Source organism: Mycobacterium sp. NGS56 (assembly GCF_059812425.1).
In genome coordinates this window covers 104,785-128,282 of sequence record NZ_JCALCQ010000001.1, presented here as the reverse complement: position 1 = coordinate 128,282, position 23,498 = coordinate 104,785, and the positions used below count along the sequence as shown (strand labels likewise).

20 protein-coding genes are annotated in these 23,498 nt (G+C 64.4%); 17 read left to right on the top strand and 3 right to left on the bottom strand.

The annotated features are described in order from the left end of the window. The first annotated feature begins 49 nt into the window (after positions 1-49). The 6 genes from AC5Y4F_RS00610 to AC5Y4F_RS00585 all read left to right on the top strand — a co-directional run bounded on the left by AC5Y4F_RS00610 (position 50) and on the right by AC5Y4F_RS00585 (position 7,346). Entirely contained in the window at positions 50-1,231 is a 1,182-nt protein-coding gene (locus tag AC5Y4F_RS00610; protein ID WP_499994571.1) for an acyl-CoA dehydrogenase family protein, read from the top strand. Continuing rightward, positions 1,228-3,276: a CoA transferase gene (locus AC5Y4F_RS00605; protein WP_499994569.1), complete on the top strand. Its 2,049-nt coding sequence runs from the start codon at positions 1,228-1,230 to the stop codon at positions 3,274-3,276. The genes AC5Y4F_RS00610 and AC5Y4F_RS00605 overlap by 4 nt, the downstream gene beginning before the upstream one ends. Next, entirely contained in the window at positions 3,273-4,421 is a 1,149-nt protein-coding gene (locus AC5Y4F_RS00600) for an acyl-CoA dehydrogenase family protein (RefSeq protein WP_067939537.1), read from the top strand. The genes AC5Y4F_RS00605 and AC5Y4F_RS00600 overlap by 4 nt, the downstream gene beginning before the upstream one ends. A 385-nt stretch (positions 4,422-4,806) precedes the next feature. Continuing rightward, positions 4,807-5,886, top strand: a complete 1,080-nt coding sequence (locus AC5Y4F_RS00595) for an NAD(P)H-dependent amine dehydrogenase family protein (RefSeq protein WP_499994561.1) — start codon at positions 4,807-4,809, stop codon at positions 5,884-5,886. Between the two features lie 42 nt (positions 5,887-5,928). Then, positions 5,929-6,837 (top strand): NAD-dependent epimerase/dehydratase family protein, encoded by a 909-nt coding sequence (locus AC5Y4F_RS00590; RefSeq protein ID WP_082947791.1) that lies wholly within the window; start codon positions 5,929-5,931, stop codon positions 6,835-6,837. Between the two features lie 32 nt (positions 6,838-6,869). Next, positions 6,870-7,346 carry a nuclear transport factor 2 family protein gene (locus AC5Y4F_RS00585; protein ID WP_499994558.1) on the top strand — a complete coding sequence of 159 codons (477 nt, stop codon included), beginning with the start codon at positions 6,870-6,872 and terminating at the stop codon, positions 7,344-7,346. Here the strand turns inward: AC5Y4F_RS00585 and AC5Y4F_RS00580 are convergent. Together AC5Y4F_RS00580 and AC5Y4F_RS00575 are read right to left on the bottom strand one after the other, a co-directional pair. Beyond that, a complete protein-coding gene (locus tag AC5Y4F_RS00580; protein WP_082947792.1) occupies positions 7,331-8,143 on the bottom strand; it encodes an SDR family NAD(P)-dependent oxidoreductase in 813 nt (270 codons plus the stop codon). The two genes, AC5Y4F_RS00585 and AC5Y4F_RS00580, sit on opposite strands and share 16 nt — an antisense overlap. Positions 8,144-8,212: 69 nt before the next feature. After that, on the bottom strand, positions 8,213-9,400 hold the full coding sequence (locus AC5Y4F_RS00575; protein ID WP_067939543.1) for a cytochrome P450: 1,188 nt from the start codon (positions 9,398-9,400) through the stop codon (positions 8,213-8,215). A 274-nt stretch (positions 9,401-9,674) separates the two neighbouring features. Here AC5Y4F_RS00575 and AC5Y4F_RS00570 point away from each other — a divergent pair, with 274 nt between their 5' ends. From AC5Y4F_RS00570 to AC5Y4F_RS00525, 10 genes are all read left to right on the top strand, one after another. After that, on the top strand, positions 9,675-11,219 hold the full coding sequence (locus AC5Y4F_RS00570) for an aldehyde dehydrogenase family protein (RefSeq protein WP_231986468.1): 1,545 nt from the start codon (positions 9,675-9,677) through the stop codon (positions 11,217-11,219). 97 nt (positions 11,220-11,316) lie between these two features. Beyond that, positions 11,317-11,763 (top strand): FAS1-like dehydratase domain-containing protein, encoded by a 447-nt coding sequence (locus AC5Y4F_RS00565; RefSeq protein ID WP_082947793.1) that lies wholly within the window; start codon positions 11,317-11,319, stop codon positions 11,761-11,763. Next, positions 11,760-12,248 (top strand): MaoC/PaaZ C-terminal domain-containing protein, encoded by a 489-nt coding sequence (locus AC5Y4F_RS00560; RefSeq protein ID WP_067939550.1) that lies wholly within the window; start codon positions 11,760-11,762, stop codon positions 12,246-12,248. The genes AC5Y4F_RS00565 and AC5Y4F_RS00560 overlap by 4 nt, the downstream gene beginning before the upstream one ends. 6 nt (positions 12,249-12,254) lie before the next feature. After that, the gene (locus AC5Y4F_RS00555) at positions 12,255-13,415 is read left to right on the top strand and encodes a thiolase family protein (protein ID WP_067939553.1); all 1,161 of its coding nucleotides are present in this window, start codon (positions 12,255-12,257) and stop codon (positions 13,413-13,415) included. Beyond that, entirely contained in the window at positions 13,412-13,843 is a 432-nt protein-coding gene (locus AC5Y4F_RS00550; protein WP_499994554.1) for a Zn-ribbon domain-containing OB-fold protein, read from the top strand. The genes AC5Y4F_RS00555 and AC5Y4F_RS00550 overlap by 4 nt, the downstream gene beginning before the upstream one ends. Then, positions 13,840-14,676, top strand: a complete 837-nt coding sequence (locus tag AC5Y4F_RS00545; RefSeq protein WP_499994552.1) for an enoyl-CoA hydratase-related protein — start codon at positions 13,840-13,842, stop codon at positions 14,674-14,676. Before AC5Y4F_RS00550 ends, AC5Y4F_RS00545 begins: the two co-directional genes overlap by 4 nt. A gap of 13 nt (positions 14,677-14,689) precedes the next feature. After that, positions 14,690-16,624 (top strand): flavin-containing monooxygenase, encoded by a 1,935-nt coding sequence (locus tag AC5Y4F_RS00540; RefSeq protein WP_499994549.1) that lies wholly within the window; start codon positions 14,690-14,692, stop codon positions 16,622-16,624. Further along, the gene (locus AC5Y4F_RS00535; protein WP_499994547.1) at positions 16,621-18,939 is read left to right on the top strand and encodes a hydantoinase B/oxoprolinase family protein; all 2,319 of its coding nucleotides are present in this window, start codon (positions 16,621-16,623) and stop codon (positions 18,937-18,939) included. The genes AC5Y4F_RS00540 and AC5Y4F_RS00535 overlap by 4 nt, the downstream gene beginning before the upstream one ends. Continuing rightward, entirely contained in the window at positions 18,936-21,071 is a 2,136-nt protein-coding gene (locus AC5Y4F_RS00530; RefSeq protein ID WP_499994545.1) for a hydantoinase/oxoprolinase family protein, read from the top strand. Before AC5Y4F_RS00535 ends, AC5Y4F_RS00530 begins: the two co-directional genes overlap by 4 nt. Positions 21,072-21,083: 12 nt before the next feature. Beyond that, complete coding sequence (locus tag AC5Y4F_RS00525; RefSeq protein WP_499994541.1) at positions 21,084-22,001, top strand: SDR family NAD(P)-dependent oxidoreductase; 918 nt, start codon at positions 21,084-21,086, stop codon at positions 21,999-22,001. 6 nt (positions 22,002-22,007) lie between these two features. On the opposite strand, the gene AC5Y4F_RS00520 is transcribed toward AC5Y4F_RS00525, so the two are convergent. Beyond that, positions 22,008-22,904, bottom strand: a complete 897-nt coding sequence (locus AC5Y4F_RS00520; protein ID WP_499994539.1) for an amidohydrolase family protein — start codon at positions 22,902-22,904, stop codon at positions 22,008-22,010. A 276-nt stretch (positions 22,905-23,180) separates the two neighbouring features. Between AC5Y4F_RS00520 and AC5Y4F_RS00515 the strand changes: the two genes are divergently transcribed. Next, on the top strand, positions 23,181-23,444 hold the full coding sequence (locus AC5Y4F_RS00515) for a hypothetical protein (RefSeq protein WP_499994536.1): 264 nt from the start codon (positions 23,181-23,183) through the stop codon (positions 23,442-23,444). The last annotated feature ends 54 nt before the right edge of the window (positions 23,445-23,498 follow it).

The window sequence follows — 23,498 nt, the reverse complement described above, 5'->3', positions numbered from 1 at the left end:
TGTTCAATCTTGACGGCTCGAGGACGCCCCGAGCGAAGGGACAGGGCACGTGCGAGGTCTGACCAGTGGATTTCCGCTAAGTGACGCCCAGCGCGCGATGCTGGACCAGCTGAAGGTCTACCTGGACGAGAACTTTCCGGAAGAGCGCGCAGTAGCCGCTGACCTGACAGCGGAGTGGGCCAGCGACGAGGAATACGAGTGGCTGCATCAGTTCAATCGCCGGCTGGCCGAAGATGGCTGGCTGATCGGGCACTGGCCCACAGAGTGGGGTGGCCGCGGCCTGACCGACGTCGATCAGATGCTGATCCGCGAGGAACTGGCATATCGACGCATCCCGCTGGTCAATGTCAACGGTCTGGACATGTTGGCGCCGATCCTGCTGCGCTTCGGTACCGAGGAGCAGAAGCAGCGCCACCTCCCTGGCATCGCTTCCGTGGATACGATGTGGTGCCAAGGGTTTTCGGAACCCGAGGCGGGATCCGATCTGACCTCACTGCGCACGACGGCAGTCCGCAATGGCGATCACTACGTCGTCAACGGCAGCAAGGTGTGGACTGGCCACGCGATGCGGTCGACGTGGATGATTCTGTTGTGTCGCACAGGCGAAGGCTCGACGGGCAGCCGCGGCCTGAGTCTGCTGTTAGTCGATATGGCGAACACGCCCGGCGTGGAGATGACGCCGACGGTCGCGATGACCGGCGTCGTGACGTTCTGCCAAGAATCCTTCGTTGACGCGAAGGTGCCTGTCGAGAACATCGTCGGTGCCGAGAACGAGGGCTGGGCGGTGTCGCGGGCGTTGCTGGAGCACGAGCGCGGGGGTCCGGGCGTGGCCGCCAAGCTACGGCGAATGCTCGACGATCTACTCGACCTCGTCGCCGGGGCGCAAAAATACGCGTCCGACGCCGATGTGGTCCGTCTCGGCGGCCTTATCGAGAAGGTCGAGGGCGCGCGGGCGATGGCCTACGAGATGGCCGAGGCCAGAACCCGGGCCGAAATGTCGCCCCACATGCCCTCGGTTTTCAAGCTTTTCAGCTCCGCGCTGGGTGTCGAGCTGTCCGAGGTGGGAGTCAATCTGCTGGGCTTGGATGCCCCCGCGCACCGGCCCGACGTCGGCGCGTGGACACACTGGGAGGACTACCTGTACTCGTTTCTCATGCCGATCGCAGGCGGCAGCAATGAGATTCAGCACGAGATCATCGCTTCGACCTTCCTTGGGATCGGCCGCAAATGACTTCCCGAGTCGACTACCTCGCCGGTTTCCACTGTGTGGTCCTTGGCCATGGCGCAGTCGCCCTCACGGCGCGCGACACGCTCCTCAGTCTGGGCGCTGACGTCGCCACCGTCACCTATGGGGCCGACGCCGCGGACATCGTCATCTGCGACCGCGTCGCCGAGGGGACCGACGAGCTGTACCTATCGCAGGTTGCCCACTGGGTTGAGAATCGTCACTCCGGCCGCCCCGGGACGTGGGTCAGCGTCTCGGCCTTCGGGCTTGACGGCCCGGCTGGCGGTTTGCCGGGCTCCGACCTGGTGTGCGCGGCGGCCGGCGGCATGCTGGCGGCGCTGACCGACGGCGAGGGTCGGTTCCATCAAATGCCGGGTGAGCAGGCGCTGCAGGCGACGGGGCTGCTGGCGGTTCTCTCTGCGCTGCACGGAGTTTCGCTGAGCCGCAGCGAGGGGATCGCCGTGCACCAGGACCTGTCTGCTCAGGAGGCCACCGCGTTCTCTTCCGTGCAGCAGGAGCTTGCTCACATTTTGTATCGGTGCGGTGGTGCCGGCGGTGCGGCCCGCTACTCGGCGCCCGCGGGCGTGTTCGAATGCGCGGACGGGTTGATCAACATCATCGTCATCGACGACCACCAATTCGCCCGCGTCGCCGAGGTGGTCGGGCGACCGGAGTGGATCACGCTGTATCCGACGCTTCCCGACCGAGTCGCCAACGGGGACACCATCAATTCGGTGGTGCAAGATTGGCTTGCCACTCGGCCCAAGGTCGAGTGTGAACGACTGATGCAGGCCAACGGGGTTCCTGCGACCGCCGTGCGCACCGTCGCCGAGGTCAACACTTCCGACCAATTCCAGGAGCGGGACTGGACGGCCCGATGCGGCGGATTCGACTCCGCCGTCCCGCCGGTCCCTGCCGTCATTGCCCGTCACCCGGCGGCCTCCCCGCCTAGCGAAGGGCCGGCCGAGCGCACCCTGGATGACCTGCGGGTGGTCGAGGTAACCAATGTGCTCGCCGGTCCGCTCAGTGGCTCCATCTTGGGAGCGATGGGCGCGAAGGTGGTGCGGCTGGAGGATCAAGGCCGACTCGACGTCTACCGACGCAACGGTCCCTTCGCCGACGGTGAGGTCGGCCTCGAACGTGCGGCGTATTTCATGTGCGCGAACTATTGCAAACGCAGCGTCACCGAGGGCGTCGGTGAGGATCCGGAGATCGCTCGACTGGCGCTCGGCTGGGCGAACCTGCTGATCGAGAACGTCGGCTCGAGCCGGCTGGCGCGCCTTGGGACCGGTCCGGTAACGGTGGGCAGTGGAGCCGGGGGAATGGCGGCGTCGATCTCGGGCTACGGCCGCAGCGGACCGCATGCGGACTTCCGGGGCTATGCACCCAACGTGCACGCCTACGCGGGTCTTACCGAGGCGATCCACGAGGCAGTTGGATCCAGGGTCTACCTGATCGGCGCGCTAGCCGATTACGCCGCAGCGATCTGGGTGGCCACGCTCGCCGCGGCCTGGTACCTCGGCGGTGCGAATGATGAACAGCGCGTTGATCTTTCGATGGCTGAGACCGTAGCGGTAAAACTGCGCCATCTGCACCGCGAGGTTGGCAAGGCCACCCGGGATCTGCTTGTGGAAACCACAGACGGTCGTACCGTCGCGCTCTCGTTCTCCGAGGGCGACGGCGAGCGCGTTGCCGGCGCTCTCGGGCAGCAGGTTTCCGACGGCGACGTGGATGCGGTCGTGGCCCGCGCCGTCAGCGAGGATCCCGAGGCGGCGGTCTCCTCACTGCAAAAGGCGGGCCTCGCCGTGTATTTCGTCAGGTTGACCGCAGACGTGGTGACCGACCCGCAGTTGCGTGCTCGCCAATTCTTCCTGCGCGCCGATCATCCGGTGGTGGGCCCGGCCGAAATCATCACCCTGCCGTGGAAGGTGGCGGGCTGCGCGCGGACTGGCTATCGCCCCGCCCCAGTGCTGGGCGCGGACGACGCCGGGGCACGCGAAGCGTTCGCCATTCACAACGCAACCGGTTCCCGACAAGAGGCGACGAGGTGACGAAGAACATCGCTGCGGGCTATCGCGAAAGTGACGAGCGGCGAGAGTTCCGCGCGTCCACGAGCGGAATGCTGGCTCGGCTGTGGCGAAACGATGTACTGCGCGACTTTCCCGATAGCGCGCAAGGCAAACTGGCCGAGCTCAACGCGGATATCCACCGCAACATGGCCCTCGGCGGAATTCTCGTGGCCGAAGAGCATGGTGGCCTTGGTGCCACCCTCGAATATGCGACGGTCGCCGCCGAGGAACTGGGTGCGGGGCTGGCTCCCTATGACCTCCTTGGTGCCTGCATGTCGGCACATATGCTCAACGTCGTCCAGGCTTCGGACCGGGACCTTTGGTTGCGGCGCATCGCCGAGGAGCCTCGTCCGTTCGTGTTTGCGTGGCCGGGGGTGGACTCGTGGTGGAACATCCGCGACGTGACGCCGGCCTCGGTGATACGCGACACCGCGTGGGCTCGATTCACCTATGTGCCGGGGCTGGTGGGCGAACCGTTCCTCGCGGTGCCTGCGCAACGGGATCACGGGTTCGGCGTCACGCTCATCGATTCGGCGACGGCCGTCGACCGGATCTCGGTGACCGAGGTCCCAAGCGCGGACACCTTGCGGGCGATCGGGCACCTAGTGCTCGACGGCGTCGAGTGCACGTACCTACCCGTTCCCGAACGCGCTTTCACCGAGGCGGTGATGCTCGGGGCGATCTTGCTCTCGGCAGAGATGGTTGGCGCCGCGCGTACGTGCATTGAGCGCATGGTCGAATATGGGTTGTTGCGGCAGCAGTTCGGCCAACCGATCGTCACTTTCCAAGCCCTCAAGCACGCCGTCGTCGATGCCGCGGTTGACTTTGAGCGGGCTCGGGCGAGCGTCTACCGTGCCGCTAGACGAGCCGACGCGACGTCCGTCGACGGTTCTGATGGCGGCCTGGGGGAGGCCCTCATGTTCGCCAGGATCGCCAAGGCGTCGGCCGGCACAGCGCTGCGATCGGCAGCCAAGTTGTCCATTCAGCTTCACGGCGGGACCGGCTTTACCTGGGAGAATTTGTCACACCGGTATCTGAAGAAGTGGGTCACGGGCAACGAGCTTTTCGGCTCCGCGGACGCACAGCGCCGACTGATCTATGCACAGGCTCAATCCCAAGTCAGCTAGCGGCTCGTCGGCTCAGCTGATTACCCCTTCCCACGCGCGTGCAGGCATCCCGATCGCCTGGCGGCGTTGGCATTTCACATCCGTCGGCGCGTGGCGCACCGTTGGTCTCGTTCGTCGCTACACGGTCGCCTGCTCTGGTCGATTTATCGGTTCCGCTGATCAGACACGAGGGTCGCGTCGGCCTTCTATCGGACAGCGCCGCGCCCACTCAGTGCCGGGTTCAGTTCCTTGACAAGAATTATCTATGGTGATTAAAATCATAATTTATTATCCTTAAATTAATCTGACACGTGGAGTTATGGCAGCGCGCAGTGGCGAACGTGCGGTTGTAGTAGCTGGCCTGCCGAAGTCGGTTTCAACCGGTTATCGATGGAGGATATGTTCGATGCTTCGGGTAGTGCAGTGGGCGACGGGGTTCGTCGGAAAGTTCTCCCTGACCGCCATGATCGAGGATCCGGATCTCGAAGTGGTCGGGGCGCGCGTCTACAGCGACGACAAGCACGGCAAGGACGTCGGTGAGATCTGCGGCCTCGATCCTATCGGCGTCAAGGCGACCAAGAACCGCGACGAGATCCTGGCACTCGACGCGGACTGCGTCGTTTACATGGCAGACGCCGAGACCAATCCCATGGGCGGCCTTGATGACATCTGCGACATCCTGGCGTCGGGCAAGAATGTGGTATCCACCGCGGTGTCGCCTCTGATTTATCCGGCCGTCATGGGCCCGGAGGCCGTGGAGCGCATGGAAAAGGCCTGTGCCGAAGGCAATTCGAGCTTTCACGGCACCGGATTCAACCCCGGCTGGGCGTCGGGGGTGCTGCCCCTGACCATGTTGTCGTGCATCTACCGGCTGGACTCGATCCGGTACCAGGAGATTCTCAACTATGCCCACTGGGACAACGCCGAAATGCTCTTCAACAACATGGGTTTCGGGATGGCTCCCGATTACGAGGCCCTGTGGACCAGGCCCGAAGTTATGGGGGCGTTCTTCCATGCGCCGCTCTCGCTCATCGCTGCCGGCATCGACGCCACCATCGAGAGGTTCGCGTATGACCGGCAGACATGGCTGGCCAAGGAGGACTTCGAGATCGCGGCAGGGACGATCAAGGCGGGAACCGTAGCCGCGATGAAGTTCTCGGCAACGGCCGTCGTCAACGGCAAGCCGATGATCACCGGAGAGCACGTCACACGGCTGCGAGCAGATGCCGCTCCGGAGTGGCCGGACGGACGAGGGTTCAAGTTGATGGTCGAGGGTTCGCCGTCGTTGCTGGTGGAGGCCAAGATCGACATCCACGGTGACGACGAAGCCAATCAGGCCTGCTTGGCCACTGCGATGCACGCCGTGCATTCGATCGCCCCAGTGTGCGCTGCCGAGCCCGGAATCAGGACCATCCTCGACTTCCCGATGGTCGTCGGCCGTCACGTGGCGGACGCGCCGGTCCGCCCGCTGGCACATCGGGATTAGCCCACAACTACAGAACCGTCTTGACACTTTAGAGGAGCAAAGGTGCTGACAGGCAAGAAGATTCTGGTCACGGGCGGAACCGGGCAGATTGCAGGCCCTATCGTCGAGGACTTCGCCAGGGATAACGAGGTCTGGTGCGCCGCGCGCTTCAGCGACCCGGCGCGAAAGGCCGAGCTTGAGGGAATGGGCGTGCACACGTGTACGTGGGACATGAGTGACGGTGACATGTCGCCGTTGCCCGATGACTTCACCCACGTGGTTCACTCGGCCATCTACCCGGCCGTCGAACACGAAGATTCCATCCACCGTAACGCCGAGTCTTCCGGCCTGCTCATGAAGCACTGCGAGAACGCGGAAGCATTCCTGTTTGTGTCGAGCTTCTGCATGTACCACGAGCACGAGGACCACCCCAACCACGCGTATTGCGAGACTGACAAACTCGGGGGATCCGCCAGTTACAACGACTCCTATGCGGTCGGGAAGCTGGCGGCCGAAGGGGCGGTCCGGTCGGCATGCCGGATCCTCAATCTGCCGACGACCATTGCGAGGATGAACGTCGGGTACAGCTGGACCGGTCATGGCGGCTTGCCGGTGGCGTACTACTACCTCATGTCCCAGGGCCAACCGGTGCCGGTTCCCGTGGGTTCGTCGAACATGAGCTCCCCGATCGCCGGCGAGGACATCGCCCGCCAGGCCCACTTACTGCTCGAAGCAGCCACCGTTCCGGCGACGATCGTGAATTGGGCCGGCGATGAAGCGGTTTCGGATCGTGAAATCTGCGACTACGTCGCCGAGCTGACCGGAGTGACCGCGACCTATGTTGAGAGTCCCGTCAGCTTCGACAGCTTCATCTCGGACAACACCCGCCGGGAGAAGCTCATCGGCAAGTGCGAAATCCATTGGCGCGACGGCATTCGCGACACGTTTAAGCGGCGCGGCATCCTCACCTAGCGTTGGCCGCTGTTTCGGAGACGGAACTTCGGATGGATGACATCGAAGCGATCAAACGCCTGAAGGCCCGGTACTGTCGGCTGATGGACACCAAGGATTGGAACGGCTACCGCGAGCTCTTCACCGACGACGTCACCGTCGACCTCGAACTCGCGGGGGAAGCAGTGCCCGGCCAGGGCCAAGACTCGACGGAGGCGGCCGGGGCCGTGATCGCCGGGGCCGATTCCTTTCTCGCCATGCTCGTGCCGACGCTCGGCGAGGTGGTCACTGTCCACCAGTGCCACACCCCTGAGATCGATGTGCTGTCGCCGTCAACAGCGAGGGGCATCTGGGCGATGGAGGACTTGCTCCGCTTCCCGGATGGCACGGAGCTGCATGGTTTTGGGCATTACCACGAGACGTATGAAAAGCAAGGCGAAGATTGGCTCATCAAGTCGACGAGACTCACCCGACTGCGCACCGATGTTGTTGCTGGTCCTCAACTCGCACGCCGTCAGATCGCGGAGTAGCCGCCGTCGACGACGAGCGTCTGCCCGGTAACGTAGCTGGCTCCGGGGCCGGCGAGGAACAAGAGTGCGCTGTCAAGTTCGTCGTCTCGGCCCGCACGTCGCATCGGCACCGTGCGGTCGATGAAGGCGAGACTTTTTTCGTCGGTCATCATCGCAGCTGTCATCTCTGTCGGAAACCAGCCCGGCGCAAGGCAATTGACCCGGATGCCGCTGCGGGCCCACTGGGCGGCCAATTCCCGGGTGAGGTTGGCGACGCCGCCCTTGGAGGCGCAGTAGGAGGCCTGGGGGATGCGACCGATGCCGATCTGTCCGAGCATCGAGGAGACATTCACGATGCTGCCGCCGCCATTGTCGCGCATCGGTCCGTACGCCTCCCGGCAGCAGACGAACACCGCGACCAGGTTCGTGCTGATCACCTGCTGGAAGTGTTCGGTCGACTCTTCCTCGGCACGCACCATCGACCCCGTCCCCGCGTTGTTGACCAGGATGTCGAGCCGACCGAAGCGCTCGACGGTCGACCTGACGAGCTGAGCCGGGAACGCCTCGTCGCTGATGTCGCCGGCCACGACGTGGATGCGGTCGGGGCCGAGCTCGGAACGCAGTTCCTCGAGACGGTCCGCGCGCCGTGCGGTGATCGACACGAGCGCGCCGGCTTCGACAAGCACCTTCGCGAAGCGCCTACCGAGGCCGGAGGACGCGCCGGTAACGATCGCGACTTGACCCTCAATCCCGTTACCGGCAGAGGGTGCTGCGGGGCGGTTGGTGACAGCTGTGTGGTCGACGGATTCAGCGGCCATGCGTCAACCATAGGCGACCGTCCGGACGGTCGATAATTGCGGTCGCCGGTGGCGGCGAGGGGCTGCGGGCTAGCCCGTGAACACGGGCATCTTGGACCATCCCCGCACGCTCGTCGTGTGTGCCCTGACGGCGTTGGCGTAGTCAACCTCCCAGTCCGGCCAGCGCTTGATTACCTCTTCCAGCACCACCTTGGCCTGCATTCGCGCCAGGGCCGAACCCAAGCAGAAGTGCAATCCATGGCCGAAACTGAGATGCGCGGCGCCGCGATGGATGTCAAATGTGTCGGCGTTGGGATACTTTCGCTCGTCTCGATTGGCTGATCCGTTGAGCAGCAACATGACCGAGCCTTGGGGAACCAGGGTGTCGTGGCATTCGACATCACGGGCGACGTAGCGCGCCTGCACCGGGGATGGCGCCTCGTAACGTAAGACCTCCTCGATGGCGCTGGGGATCAGCGACGGGTTTGCCACGACCTCGCGGCGCTGATCCGGGTGCTCGGCAAGCAGCTGGCCCATGAATCCGATCAGGCGTGTCGTCGTCTCATTGGCGGCGCCGGCGATGCCGCTGGCGTAGCACAGCACCTCATCACGCGTGAGTGGTCGCGTCCCGTACTCATCCTCGAGCTCGGAGTTCAACAGCTGCGTCATCAGATCGTCGGAAGGATGCTCCATCCGCCAGTCGATGTAGTCGGCGAACAGGGCATAGCTGTGCGTCATGAAGTCTTCGGCAACCCGCTTGAATGCGCCATCGCTGAGGCTGAGGATGCGGCCGCCGCGGTCGCGGATCTGCTCCTGGTTTTCTTCGGGGATGCCCAGCAGGTAACCGATGGTGCGCATCGGGACCGTCGCGCCGATGTCCTCGACAAAGTCCAACCGCCCGGTGCCCATCAACGGATCCAGTGCCCGCACACAATAGTCCCGGGTGAGTGGCTCGATCGCCTCCATTCGGCGCGGGGTGAAAACCCGTGAGACGACCCGACGATGGTAATTGTGGCTTGGCGGGTCCTCGAAGAGGATACTTCCCGGCGGAAACTCTATGTTGCTCATGATGATGTCCAAGGTGGTCCCGCGGCCTGACCGGTAAACCTCCCAGTTGGTGAGTTCAGGGGCAACGTCGTCATAGCGGCTCAGCGCGTAGAAGTTGTAGCTGTCGTTGCGGTACAGCGGGGCTTCGTCGCGCATCCTCTTCCAGACTGGATAAGGATCGTCGTCGATGTCGAAATCAAAAGGGTCGTAGTACAATTCGGGTTGGCTCATGACCGTCTCCTGATCTCCCACGGCACTCGCTTCGATGGAGTGCGCATCTGTTGGCTGCCCCGTTGGCGCCGAGACGTCGGGTGGCAGTGAGGGCCTATTGCGGAGGAGCTCATCCCGGCCATGCTGCCCTCTATCCGTGTCTGCCACGCCGCCATATTGCCGGGATACGCCGGTGACGATCACAGCAACCTGACGGTCTGCGCAATATGGTAATGTCCAACCGACTGGTCGGATGGCAATTGGCCGATTGACATCAGGTTTGGAGCGCGACGAAATGTCTGCCGTTAAGACACGGATGTCCGAAGGGGTTCGTGACCTAGTCGCAGCCCCTGCCGGCTACGTCAACGGCTGCTGGCTCAGCGGAGGCGACAGCCAAATAGACGCCATCGACCCGACAACCGAGCAGGTTCTGGCGGGGGTGCCGACGACCACTGTCAGTCAGGTCGACGAGGCGGTCATGGCGGCACGCAAGGCTTTTGACGAAGGACCGTGGCCGCGGATGCGTCCGCGTGATCGCGCGGCGGCGATCAATCGCCTTATCGACCGCCTGCGTGCACACCGTGACGATCTCGTCGAACTCGGCATGCTCGAAGTTGGCTCGCCGCGGATGCTCAGCGAGGCGATGCACGCCGATCTCCCCATCAACTTCTGGGAGTGGTTCGCCGATGCCGCAATCCGCGGCCCGCGTGGTGGCTGGGAGAACGGGATCGGCCTGCATCATTCTCCGGTCCTGTCGACGAGCATCCTGTTCCACGATCCGATTGGCGTGGTGGCCGCGATCACGGCGTACAACACCCCGCAGCTGATCACCGCCTTCAAGGTGGGCGGCGCCCTTGCTGCCGGCTGCACGACCGTGCTCATGCCATCGCCGCGAACGCCACTGGCGGCGGTCGCCTTCGCCCGCATCGTCGAAGAGGCCGAGTTACCTGCCGGCGTCGTCAACGTCGTCATCGGCGAAGCCGAGGTCGGGCGCGCACTGACCGAGAATCCCGCCGTCGATCTCGTCACCTTCACCGGGTCGGTGGCTGTCGGCCGACAGGTCATGCGTCAAGCCGCCGACGGACTGAAGAAGGTCGTACTCGAACTCGGAGGCAAGTCACCGAACATCTTGCTGCCCGGTGCCGACGTGGAGGCCGCGGCGGCGCCGTCGATCCTGCGCTTCACCCGCAACAGTGGACAGGCCTGCGGGGCGACAACCCGCACGCTCGTGCCGCGCGCCGACTACGAGCGCTTTGTGGGCGCGGCCGCCGCTTTCATGGACACGGTCGTGGTCGGCGATCCGTTCGAGCCGTCGACCGTGTTGGGACCGCTTATCCGCCGATCCCAGGTGGACAGCGTTCAGGGCTACGTGAATCGCGCCTTGGATCGGGGCGCCGAAATCGTGGCAGGCGGCAAGCCCATCGACGCCGAGACCGGATTCTTCATGGCACCGGCGTTGGTCGGCAACGTCGGCAACGACGACGAAATCTGCCAGGAGGAACTCTTTGGACCCGTCGGCGCGGTGATGCCATACGACACCGTCGACGAGGCGGTGGCCATGGCCAACGGCACCCGCTACGGGCTCAACGCGAACATCTGGGGACCGGCGGACGACGCGATGGGTGTCGCGCGCCGTCTGCGTACCGGAACCGCCACCCTCAACGGCGGTGGCGGCGACCGGCCCGACGCCCCGTGGGGCGGTGTCGGCGAGAGCGGCATCGGATTCGACAGGGGTGAGGCCGGATTCGCGGAGTTCTTCACCGTCCAGCACGTGCAATGGCCACTGGCCGGTGTGGGTCGGGCCAGCGGCCTTCCGCCGGGCCGCGGCCCGGAAAAGTAGGCCGCGTGGACACCGCGGAGACCAGGGCCGGCAGCTTGACCCTCTGCCCTCAACGTGATGAAATGCCGATTATGTCGACAGACCGGTCGGTCGAATCATGACCCTCGAACAGGCGGTTGAAAAGGCCCGACAGTACGTCGGGCTTGTCGGGCCCGCGGTCGCCATGACGGTCGAGCGCACCACGATCCGGCGCTTCGCCGAAGCGATCGGGGATACCAACCCGCTTTATTACGACGAGGAATTCGCCAGGGCGACTAGATGGGGCGGCATCATCGCCCCTCCCACATTTCTCTGCCTGCTGCTGCCGCCGCTGCCCACGCCCGACATCGACTTCGGCACCATCAAGCTCAACGGCGGAAGTGCCTTCGAGTCGTACCGACCGGTTCGGCCTGGAGACGTCATCATCGGCCAGGCCGAATACGCCGACGTCCAAGCAAAGCAGGGAAAGGGTGGCGGCATGCTGATCTTCCAGGGAAGAACGCGATACACCGACGGTGACGGCCACCTCGTCGCGATCGGTACCGGCACCGGAATTCAGAGATGAGCACCGCGACCGAGCAGGAAGCCGCTCCGAGGCCTGAGGCGATTGTGCCGCCGCGCACCCTGGACCCGACGACCGTGGCTGTCGGCGATCGGCTTCCGACGGTCACCAAACAGCCGACGACGCGCCAGCTCGTCATGTTCGCAGGAGCCTCCGGCGATTTTTACGAGATCCATTACGACCACGCGGTCGCCGTCGAATCGGGTCTGCCCGGTGTCATCGTCCACGGCTACTTGAAGATGGCGTGGCTTGGTGAGCTCGTATCGACGTGGGCAGGCCCCGACGCGTTCGTCCAACGGGTCGACGTGTCCTACCGCGGTACCGATGTCCCCGGCGACGCATACCGGCTCGAGGGCCAGGTGAGCGCGATTTCTCCGGGCGACGGCGTAACCACGGTTGAACTCGAGATCTGGGGCGAGGGCCCCGCAGGGGCGAAGACGACTATCGGCACTGCCGCCGTGCAGCTGCCGATTACGCGTGGTCGGTGAGAGACGGTGTCCATTCGTGGAAAGGCCTGTATCGCGGGGGTTTTCGAGCACCCGCTGCGGAAAATCCCCGATCGTACGACGGCCCAGATCCACGCCGAGGTCGCCGTGGGCGCGCTGACGGACGCCGGTCTTACGCTGGCCGACGTCGACGGCTACTTCTGCGACTCGACCGCGGGCTTCGGCCCGATCTCGATGACCGAGTACCTCGGGCTCAAACCCCACTATGTCGACTCCACGGAGACCGGCGGATCGTCCTACATCGTGCACGTCGGCCACGCCGCGGCCGCGATCGCGGCCGGTAAGTGCCGGGTCGCGTTGATCACGATGGCGGGCCGTCCGCGCAGCGCTCCGCAGGGCATGCCGGCCCCCGCGGAGCCATCTCCCGAAACGACCTTCGAGGAGTCGTGGGGCATGTTCGGTATCGCCCCCGCATATGCCCTTGCCGCGCAACGGCATATGTACGAGTTCGGGACGACCTCGGCACAACTGGCCGAGGTCAAGGTGGCCGCGGCGCACCACGCGCAATACAACCCGAACGCCATGCTGCGGGATCCGGTCACGGTCGAGCAGGTCGTGGAGTCGCCGATGGTCAGCGATCCGCTGCACCGGCTGGACTGCTGCGTGGTGAGCGACGGCGGCGGGGCGATCGTCGTGGTCGACCCTTCTGTCGCAAAGGATCTCGGCGATCGCTGCGTCACAGTGCTCGGGCAGGGCGAGGCGATCAAGCACACCGACAACGGCGGCGTCGACCTCACCTACACCGCGGCGGTGGAGTCGGGTCCTCGAGCGTTCGCCGAGGCCGGCGTCACCCCCGCAGACATCGACTACGTGTCGATCTATGACTCGTTCACGATCACCGCAATGGTGGCGATCGAGGACCTGGGCTTCTGCCCGAAAGGACAAGGCGGCAAGTTCGTGCAGGACGGCGCACTCCAAGCACCGCACGGCGTGTTGCCCTTCAACACCGACGGCGGCGGCTTGTGCAACAACCACCCCAGCAATCGCGGCGGAGTCACCAAGGTGATCGAGGCCGTGCGGCAGCTGCGCGGCGAGGCGCACTCCGAAGTCCAGGTACCCGATTGCGAGCTCGCGCTGGCGCACGGCACCGGCGGCTCGATCGGTACCCGGATGGGAAGCGCCACACTGATCATGGGGAGGCTCCCGTGAGTGCGGCAAGCTTGCCGGTTGGGGCGCCCACCGTGACGGCGGAGACCCGTGAATTCTGGGAGGCGCTCACACAATCCCGTTTCGTGCTGCCCCGCTGCAACGGTTGCGCCGCCTGGATCTGGTATCCGCGTCGATTCTGCCCCGCGTGCGGCAGCCTGGACACGGCGTGGCAGGAGGCCAGCGGACGCGGACGCATTTACAGCTACACGGTGGTACGCAAGAGCGGCCTTCCCGGTTGGAGTGACGTGGTGCCCTACGTGATCGCCTACATCGAGCTTGATGAGGGGCCGCGGGTGATGAGCAACATCGTCGGCTGCGATCCCGAAGCGCTGACGATCGGAAGCCCGGTCCGCGTAGTGATGCCCACCGGCGACGACGGCCAGGCCCTGTTCCGTTTTCAGCCCGATGGCGGTCCGCCGGCGCAATGACCTACCAGACGGTACGAACCGAGGAGGACGGTCGCGTAGCGACCGTGGTGCTCAACCGGCCCGACCGGATGAACGCCTGGACGCGGCGCATGGAAGCCGAATTGGGCCATGCGATTGCGGGATTCGAGGTACGCGACGATATCGGCGCGATCATCGTCACCGGTGCCGGGCGGGCCTTCTGCGCCGGAGCCGATCTCGACGAGGACCAAACCAGCGACGCCGCGCTGCGGGAGCTCTTTCGGCCAGCGACGGATCGGCCCTATTGGGAGATGCGCACGCCGACGATCGCCGCGATCAACGGCGCAGCCGTCGGCGTCGGCATGACCTTGCCGATGAAACTCGACATCCGAATCGCCGCCGAGGACGCGAAGCTCGGTTTCGTCTTCACCAGGCGCGGATTGACCCCCGAATTCGGGGCCAGCTGGATCCTGCCTCGGTTTGTCGGGGCCACCAACGCCATGGAACTGCTGCTGACCGGCCGCATCTTCGACGGTCGCGAGGCGGTCAGAATCGGCTTGGCCAACGAGGCCCACCCCGCCGATCGCGTGTTGGACCGCGCGCGAGAGATCGCCGACGACATCGTGCGCAACGTCTCGCCGGTCGCCGCGGCGGTCACCAAGAGCCTGGTGTATCGCGGGCTCGAATCGGCCGATCTGTCTGCGCACGCGCGGCTGGAGCAAAAGCTGTACGACTGGGCGCTCGGCAGCGCCGACTTTCCCGAGGGGATGGCGTCCTTCGTGGAGAAGCGGTGCCCCGAGTGGCCCCTGCGCAAGAACGCCGCGTTCCCGGCGGAGTTGTTTCGGGGCCGGGACGACGGCGGTGAGTGCCAGTGATGTTGGGAGGGCAATGGTGAGCATCGCGCAGCAGGCGCGGTCCGAGCTTCTCGAGACGACCGACGAACAGCTCGAGGACATCGTTCAGTTCGCCGATCCACTGGTCCTGCGTGGGTTGCTCTATCAGCTCACCGGCGACGAGGAGCTCAAAACCCAGGTGAAGACGCTGCGCGCTCAGGTCATGTTCGCTGAAGCGGCGATTCCGGCCTCCGAGGACGACATCGCGCTGGTTCGGCGCAAAGCCGTGGCGTTCTTGAAGTCCTATCGCGACTCTGGCGGCGGCCGCCTCGACATCGGCCCCCTCGATCGCCTTGAAGAGTCGATCCGGCTGGCGACGGGAAACAAACCGGGGCCAGACCAGATGGCCATGCTCGTCGAGGAGTTGGGGCTCGACCCCTGGGTGCGTGCCCACAAGTGGTCTCAGACACCAGATCCCGCCAAGCTCGCGGACTTCTCGGTGACGGTCATCGGTGCCGGCTACGGCGGGCTCAACGCCGCGGTGATGCTCAAGAGGGCAGGCATTCCCTACACGCACCTCGAAAAGGACGGCGGCGTCGGCGGCACGTGGTACCGCAATCGGTATCCGGGGGCCCGCGTCGACTCGCCAAGCCGGGCCTACACACACGTGTTCGGCGCGAACGTCGATCTCGAGTACCCGTTCTGCCCACGCGCGCACAACCAGGCCTACTTCGACTGGGTCGCCGACGAACACGACATCCGCGATCACATCGAGTTCGACACCGAGGTGCGCGCGCTCACCTGGGATGAGGACCTGGCCAAGTGGAAGATCGACGTCAGCGGCCCCAACGGTGACCGCACGATCGAGTCGAACGCGGTCATCACCGCAGTCGGCTTCCTGTGCCAGCCCAACATGCCGAAGATACCGGGGATGGCCGACTTCAAGGGGCGGTCGTGGCACTCGTCGCGCTGGCCCGAGGAAGTCAAGCCGGACGGCAAACGCATCGCCGTGATCGGGACCGGTTCCACCGGATACCAGATGGTCCCGGAACTGGCGCTGACCGCCGAACATGTCGTCGTGTTCCAAAAGGAAGCGTCATGGGTGTTCGGAATCCCCGGTTACCGCGCGCCGTACCCCCCGCAGGTGATGTGGTTGGAGCGCAACCTCCCATTCCACAAGAACTTCATGCGGCTGCGCGGCGTGGATGTGACCAGCGGCTGGGACATCACCACAGATCGCGATCCCGACTACACCGCAGATCCCCAGGCGATCAGCGAGTTCAACAAGCAAATGCGTGACAACGCGATCGAGTTCCTGGCCGAGAAACTGCCCGACGATACGCTGCGGGCCAAGATGACCCCGGACTACCCGGTGTGGTCACACCGCCCGGTTCTCGTCGACACTGACTACAACGTGTTGGACGCCCTGAACCGTGACAACGTGACCCTGGTGACCGAGGCCATCGCCGAGGTCAACGAAACCGGCATCAAGACCGTCGACGGACAGCAGCACGATGTCGACATCATCGTCTACGCCACCGGCTTTCGTGCCAACGACTATCTGTTCCCGATGCGCGTCACCGGCCGGGAAACGACGCTGGAGCAGACGTGGGCGCGTACCGGCACGTGTGCGTACCGATTCTGCATGGTGCACGGCTTCCCTAATCTGTGGATGCTGCATGGCCCGAACACAATTGGCGGAATCACTCCCGGTCCGTGGGTGGAGCTTGCCACCCAATTCGCGCTGAAGTGCATCGACCGTCTCATCAACAACGACGAGAAGTCAATCGACGTCAGCGAACGGGCCTACCGCAAATACATGGCCGAAGTGTTCGAGCGGCAGAAGACCAAGGCTTGGAGCGATCCGCGCGCCGACAGCTATTACCAGGGCCAGGGCGGCGCTCCCTCGGCAGTCATGTCCCCATACCCACCGGGGATCATCTTCAGGCTCATGCGCTATCCGGACTTCGGCGAAATGGAGATCCGGTGACCGCAACCGGCGCGAGCGTCGAGGATTTCGTCTGGGACGGTCTGGTCCACAGTTATCGGCCACGGGATGACTGGCAGACCCGACTGTCGCCGAAGTTGAAGCTCGCGACCGAAGCCGCGGATGACATCGACCCAGTGACCTTCGAGGTGCTGCGAAATCGGTTGTGGACCATCAATATTGCACACGGCGACACGCTGACGAGGATGTCGGGGTCACCGGTGTTCCAAGGCCTCGACTTCAACATGTCGATCCTCACCGAGGACGGTGAGGCCGTCATGAGCGCGCCGTTCGTTCAGTATCTCAACGCTGGCGCGCCCCTCGTCGTCCGTTACCTGATGGAACACTTCAGCGACGCGCCGGGCATCGAGGACGGCGATGTATACCTCGCCAGCGACCCGTGGATCGGTGCGTCTCACCAGATGGACGTCTGCGTGGCCGCACCGCTGTTCATCGATGGCGAGTTGTTCGCCTGGGTGTCCAACGCCGCTCATCAGTACGACCTCGGCGGGATCGTCCCCGGCGGCTGGCCGCAGAACGCGCCCGACGTGTACAGCGATCCGGTCATGTTCCGGCCGTTCAAGCTGATCGAGAGTGGTGTGCTGCGTGACGATCTCGAGCAGATGTACCGGCGTCAGTCGCGGGTGCCCGATATGGTCGCGCTCGACTTGCGGGCACAGCTGGCCGGCTGCCAGTTCGCCATCCGCCGCCTGCAGGAGACGTGCGACGAATTCGGTGCGGGAGTCGTCAAGGCGGCGATGCGAAGGATCCTCGACAACGCGCAACTCGCGTTCGCACGCAAGCTCGAGCGCATCCCGGACTGCACGGTCAGCGACGTCTTCTACTTCGACGAGGAGATGCCCGGGGATCGCAAGACCCACCGGGTTCAGTTCAACCTGACCAAACGCGGCGATCGGCTCGTCGTCGACAACGCAGGCACCGACGCCCAGGGTATAGGCCCCAACGGGTTCACGTTCGTCAACTTCATGGGCATCGTGTTGGGGCTCTCGGCACTGACCCTGCTGCACGAACACACGTTCTCCATCGGCGGGGCCTACCGCCAGATCGACTTTCGTCCGTCGCCGGGAACGCTGACTTGTTGTGACTATCCCGCGGCGGTCAGCGGCGGCGTCATGAACATCATCAGCTCGTTCGTTCGGGTGCAGAACTCCTTGGCCCGGCTGATGGCTTGCGATCCAGAGTTGAAGCAGGATCTTGTCGTGTGCGGCGCCGATCACCCGCTGCTCGTTCTCGCCGGCGCTGACGATCGCGGCAACTTTTTCGGAACGGCGGTGCTGGAAGCGGTTGGTGCCGGCGGAGGTTCGCGCGCCCACTCCGACGGCATCAACACCGCCGGCCTCGTCATCGCGCCGATGTCGAAGATGCCGAACGTCGAGGACACCGAGCAGTACTACCCGATGCTGATGATGTACCGGACGGAGGCCACCGACACTGGCGGCCCAGGGCGCTATCGCGGTGGGGTGGGCATCGAAGTAGCTTTTACCCCTTACCGTTCCGCGCAGGTGGAAGCCATCACCAATGCCGGCGGCCAGGGCGTGTCGACGAATCAAGCGATGGGGTTATTCGGCGGCCTGCCGTCTCCCACTGCGCAGTACCACGTGTTTGGCGCCACGGACGTGGCTGAGCATTGGAAGGCTCAGCACATGCCCCGGTCGGTCGCCGAACTGACCTACGGCGGGTACCACCGCCTGCGGACCAAGTCGAACGGCACACCGCTTGCTAACGGTGATGTGATGAAGATGGTCTGTTGTGGCGGCGGTGGCTACGGGGATCCGATCGAGCGTGAACCGGACAGGGTCGCCGAAGATGTTGCCGGAGGATACGTTTCGGCCACGGCCAGTTTCGACCTATATGGCGTCGTGGTAGGGGACGACGGTCGTGTCGACGACGAGGCGACATCTGCACGTCGCGAAGAGATCCGCTCCGAGCGGCGCACCTGGACGCCCGTCGCCGAGCGGTTCGGGCACCGCAGTGACGAATCAATCACGGCCGCAACGGGTGAGCCGCCGCGATCCGTGCACGAGCACGTCACCGCGCGTGACGACGGCAGCCGCCGAAGGGTGCTTGCCTGCGCGCGCTGCGACACGGTGCTTTCCGACTATCGAGCCAGCTACAAAGACGGGTTGTTGATCAGTGAGACCGGCGTGGAGATCTTGCCCCGTGTTGAAGACCCCAGCTTCTTTCTCGACGAGGATATGGTGCTGCGGCGGTATTGCTGTCCAAGCTGCCAGATCTTGATGACAGTGGAAATCGCCCGCCGCTGCGAGCCTGCCCTTAACGAGATCATGTTCCTGTGAGCGGCTACACGGTAGGCATCGACATCGGTGGCACGTTCACCGATTGCGTTGCCGTGGATCCAGTCGGCAATGTTGCCATCGGCAAGGTGTCGTCGACCCCGCCAGAGTTTCAGCGGGGGTTCATTGGATCGATCGGCGAAGTCGCAAGCCGGATTGGGCTCTCGCACACCGACCTGCTCGCCCGCACCGATGCGATCCTGCACGGCTGCACCGTCGGCACGAATGCCCTCGTGGAGAAGCGCACCGCGAAAGTCGCGCTACTGGTCACAGCTGGGCACCGTGACACCATTTACATGATGCGTGCCGGCGAGAGGCTCGTCGGATCCCATGCACACGAGATCGCCCACCTTGCAGGGCATTACAAGCCCGAGCCATTGGTGCCGAAGTCGCTCGTCGTCGAGATCGACGAGCGGGTTGCAGCCGATGGACAGATCATCATGGCCCTCGATGAGGGCCGAGCCCGCGAAACGATTCACTCCTTGGTCGCCGACGGGGTCGAGGCGTTCGCTATCGCGTTGCTGTGGTCGACCGCCACCGAGGTCCACGAGCGGGCGCTTGCCCGTATCGTCGCCGATGAGGCGCCAACCGCCTTCGTTTCGGTCAGCTCCGAGGTTGTGCCCCGCGTCGGTGAGTACCAACGCACCGTGGCGACGTTGATCAACGCGATGATCGGTCCGGTCACCAGCGAGTACCTTGCGCGCCTCGAGGACGAATTGGCCGCCCTGGACTATCCAGGGTCGCTGTCCATCATGACGTGTGCAGGCGGTCTGATCGATATTGCTCACGCTCGTCGGATGCCCCTATTGACCATCGGCTCCGGCCCGGTGGCCGGGCTGATCGGTGCGGGTCGGCTCGCGCGCGCGGCTGCCTCCAGCGACATCGAAGTAGCGACTGGCGACATCAATGTGCTGACTGGTGACGTCGGCGGCACGACGTTCGACGTCGGCGTAATCCGTCGTGGCGAGCCGGTAACGCGAACGACGACGAGATATGGCCAGTACGAGTACTTCGTGCCGACTCTGGACGTGCGGTCGATCGGATCCGGCGGCGGGTCGATCGTCGCGTTCGACGAGGACACCCGCAGCCTGCGCGTAGGGCCTCGAAGTGCCGCCGCAGTTCCAGGACCGGCTGCCTATGGGCGCGGCGGCGACAAGGCGACCGTGACCGACGCCGCGCTGGTGCTGGGTTACCTCAACCCCAAACACTTTCTCGGCGGCGCACTTTCCCTGAATACGGAAGCGGCGACAGCGGCGCTCGAACGCGCCGGAGCGCCGCTGGGGTTCACCGCCGTCGAGACGGCCGCGGCTGCCATGCGGATCGTTGATGATCAGATGGCCGACGCGATCCAGCTGTCCAGCACACAACAGGGGTACGACCCGCGCGGCTGTGTCATGTACGCGTTCGGCGGGGGAGGCGGGACGCATTGTCCAATGGTCGCGCAGAAGCTCGGCATCTCGACGACGGTCGTTCCGCTCGGCGACCTGGCTGCCGGGTGGTCGGCGTTCGGCGTAGCAGCAGCCGACGCGTTGATCGTGCAGGACATGGCATTGCTCATGCCCTCGCCATTCGATCCCGAGGGACTTAATAACGCATGGTCACAGCTCGAGGGCAAGGTCCGAGCCGTGCTTCCCACCTCGGTTGCTGACGCCGATGTCCAATTCGGCCGTTTCGTGGAGTTGCGCTATCGCCAGCAGGTAAACGAGCTGAGAATCCCTGCCCCTGAAGGGATCTACAGGCAGGCCGAAGTCGATCAATTGATCGCTGCTTTTGAGCGGGAGTACGAGCTACTCTTCGGCCGCGGAAGTGGTTACCCAGCGGCCGGATTCATGATCACGTCGCTACGAGTGACCGCCCGCGCCAGCGTCACCGAGCACGAGTTCATCGCAACCGACGCCGGTGAGCCCGTCGACGTGGAGCCGGCCAGCTGGCGCGAAGTCGTCTGGTACGAGGTGGATACCACACCCCGGCGCACGCCGGTTTACGACGGTGGCCGGTTACGGCCCGGTGATCGGGTGACCGGCCGGGCCATCATCGAATTCATCGACACGACCGTCGTCCTTCGTCAGGGCCAGCGCGCAACGGTCGACGCCCGCAGCAGCATCGTCATCGAGCCGATCGGCTCCAACGAGTAAGGGGTCAAAGACATGAGCGGACTGCTACAGGATCGAGTGATCGCCATTACCGGAGCCGGGCGGGGGATCGGCGCCAGTATCGCCATCATGGCCGCCGCGGAAGGCGCGCGCATCGTGGTAAACGACCTCGGCTCGGCGGTTGACGGGACCGGGGCTGACAAGGAGACGGCGGCCGGCGTCGTATCTCGTATCACCGAGGCAGGCGGGGCCGCCGTCGCCAACAGTGGTGACATCTCGGATTACGACGAAGCCGGTGCGCTCGTCCAGCAGGCTATCGACACCTACGGTCGGCTGGACGTACTCGTCAACGTCGCGGGAATCCTGCGCGACAAAATGATTTTCAACATGACTCCCGAGGAGTGGTCTGCCGTATTGCGGGTGCACCTACGCGGCACCTACAACACGAGCAAGCACGCGAGCGTCTACTGGCGTTCGCTGCGCGACGAAAGCGCTCACCACCGCCTGATCAACTTCACCTCCGGCTCGGGCCTGCACGGGTCCCCGGGACAGCCCAATTACGCGGCCGCCAAGATGGGCATCGCCGGGCTGACCTACTCCTGTGCCGCGGGGCTTAAGCGCTACGGGGTGACGTCGAACGCGATCAGCCCCGACGCGAGCACCCGGATGACCGACTCGATGGGTGAGCACCGGCGCGAGGACCAAGACGTCCGCTCGCCCGACAACATCGCGCCAATCGTGCTGTACCTCGCCAGCGAACGCTCGGATTGGTGCAACGGCCAGATCCTGTACACATCCGGTCCGGATATCGGTTTGTTCAATGTCCCGTCGGTGGTCAGCGAGATATTCACGGACGGCCCGTGGGAACTGCCCGCTGCCTTCGATCAGATCGAGAGTGCGTTCCCGGCCGCCGTCATGCCGAATCATGTGCCCGCGATGACCGGTTCCGCGACGCCGAACGCTGTTCTGTGATGCGACCTATCCGAGTTTGAAGACCTCAAGACAGTTGTCGTGGCAGTAAGCCTGCATCGCATCGTCTTTGAGTGGTAGCTCGAGTGCGTCGCTTGCCGCACGTTCGACGCTGAGCAATGGGAAGTCCGACGCCCACATCACTTGTCCTTTGCCGCGGGTGTTCATGAAGTGGACGATCTCGGCGGGGATGTACTTCGGTGACCAGCCAGACGTCATCAGGTAGAAGTTCGGGTGCTTCTGTAGCAGCGCAAGCGTTTCCAGGTGCCACGGATGACCGATGTGGGTTCCTACAACCGTCAACTCGGGGAACGCGAGCAGGATGTCGTCCAACAAAGCCGGGTGCTGAAGCTTGGCACTGCGCATCGGGCCCGGGAAGCCGAGGTTCATGCTGATCGGAACGCCCAGCTCGGCGCACTTCGCATAGATCGGGTAGTAGAGCGGGTGGTCGTAGGGCTCACCGAACATCGCGGCCATGACACGGATCGCGACACACCCGTAGTCCTTGACGGCCCGGTCGAGCTGCCGGTAGGCCCGCAGCCCGCCCATCGGATCGATCAGGGCGCTTCCGTACAGGCGACCCTTGTGGTTGGTGGTCGCCGTCGCCATCTGCTCCAGGAACGCATCGAATATGTCGTCAGGCTGCCCGGCGGTCGCCTGGAACACGCCACGCGGTCGGGTGTCGGGGTGCGACCAGCTGTGCAGCGCCGAAATGATCGTCTTCTCCACCCCGGTCGCGTCCATCATCGCCACAAGTTCCTCGGCGCTGGTGCCCGGCCCGCGGGATCCGCCACCGGTCTTGAACCATTTGTTGACGTTGCTGTTCAGCACCTCGTCGGCGAACTCGTTGACCAGCTCGTCTTTGGTGAGCATCGGCATGTTCGACCAGCCGTCGATGAACTTCATGCTCGGGGTCCTTTCAGTCACGCCGTCCTCGGTTCGGTCCGATCCGGCCGTCTTATTCGAGGCGACCCCATCGCATTACATATCCCCGCGTTACCGAGTGCGCCGCATTGAGGCGGGGTGTCCTACGCATTCGACCGTCTGGTCGGTCTAAAATATCACAGCGCTCCGGTCGCCCGACGGAGTCCGGACAGTACATAGGCCAGGCAGAGAAGGCACACTAGAACTCGATCACGACTCGCCGTTGACATGCATCAGGAAGTTAACTTCACTGAGCTCATGGTTGATGACGGCCTGACCGCGCCTGAAGACGACTACGACCTGCTGACTCACCGAGAGGCGGGCAGGCGGCTTACTGACAACATCAATAACGAGCGCCAGCGGTGTGGTGAATCGCAGGGCGCCGAGGCGGAGGTCCATCGCTTGCGGATCGCCGAGCTAGAGGACGCCGTTAGACGGCATCGCGAGTGCCGTCCAGCCGACCGGCCGACATTCTTCAACGCGACGGGCCATCTAGAACGGGTCCAAACAGCGGAACACTAGTGGACGGACGCGCATTCACAGTTCACGCCAGCAGGGATCTCAAAGACCCACGCC